The 1,198-nt window shown below is 42.0% G+C and carries 3 protein-coding genes; all 3 read right to left on the bottom strand.

Annotated elements, in window-relative coordinates; translation table 11 throughout:
- A partial coding sequence (locus ACZMB2_RS14345; RefSeq protein WP_487597216.1) for a transposase occupies window positions 1-689 on the bottom strand: 689 nt, incomplete at its 3' end.
- The gene (locus ACZMB2_RS14340) at window positions 656-919 is read right to left on the bottom strand and encodes a hypothetical protein (protein WP_487597215.1); all 264 of its coding nucleotides are present in this window, start codon (window positions 917-919) and stop codon (window positions 656-658) included. The genes ACZMB2_RS14345 and ACZMB2_RS14340, both read right to left, overlap by 34 nt.
- A gap of 55 nt (window positions 920-974) precedes the next feature.
- A partial coding sequence (tnpA, locus tag ACZMB2_RS14335; protein WP_487597214.1) for an IS200/IS605 family transposase occupies window positions 975-1,198 on the bottom strand: 224 nt, incomplete at its 5' end.

Genomic DNA, 1,198 nt, shown 5'->3' with positions numbered 1-1,198 from the left:
CCCATATCTTTTTCTTTACGGATATTTCGAATGTCTCCCACAACTACACAGCGGATATCTTCTTTTCTGCAGTATTCTGCGATCCATCTGGTTACTTTATGTAGGTAATCCTTCACTGCATTCTGCTTTGTCCTGTAAAGCCGCTGGATATGTTCCGATGTTTTTGGATATTTTATTCCTCTTTCTGATTGCTGTGCATACCATACAGACTGAACTCTGGCGATTTCTTTATGAAAATATCTTTCCAGGGAAAGATACTTTCTTCCCAGAATAAAAGCTCGGCCATTTCCGGAATCATAACAGGTCATCAGATTATGAAGTCCAGGATCAATAGATAAATAATGTCCATTCTGGGAAAGCTGTTCCGGCTCTTCCATCTCATAGATAACAATAAGGTCGCATTTTCCGTTTTCCGGTGGATAGATCCGCAGCTGCTTTATATGATCCATGTTCCTGAAAATCTTATTTTCAAGATATAGAAATTTATCATGGATCCCGTATGTTTCTTCCATGTAGCTTTTCAGATCCTTTGGCAGAGACAGCCGCAGCTGGTCTGAACCTTTCTCATGCCGGATCCCCATCTGCATGTATGTAACCGGGATATTGCCCTGTTTAAAACGGGGCGGATTTGGATCTTTGATCCCTCCGGTCTTTTTCAGGACATAAAAAGATTTCCATGCTTTATCCAGCTGCTTGCAGGTCTCTTGTGCTGTCTGTGACGGAAGCTGTTTATACCATAGCCTTTATGTGTTTTTTTCTGATAATACCAGTCAGGATATTTTTCCAGTCCCAGCTCTTTATAATGATGCCGTTCATAATTGCAGATATTCCAGAGTTTGGAAGCTGCATAACACATATGCCCTATGATATTGGAATATTCCGGCCGGATTTTTACAGATGTTCTGTGTGACAGCAGCATCCCTCTCCCTCCCCTCAGACAGTAACGCGGATCGGTATTTACAGTCCGCTTTAAATTAATACGACTTGCTCTGATGTTCAATATAACGGCGGATATTTTCCTCAGATACAGATCCGATCGTTTCCACATAATAGGAATGGTTCCACAGCTCTCCCTTCCATAGCTGGTTTCTTATTTCCGGAAAACGTTCGAACAGTTTTCTGCCGGTAATCCCCTTCAGATACTTGACGATTGCTGTTATGGACAGCTTTGGTGGAGCTGTTACAAAGCAGTGGACAT

The sequence above is a fragment of the Hominiventricola sp. genome, assembly GCF_057604405.1.
This window is presented reverse-complemented; position numbering and strand designations above follow the sequence as displayed.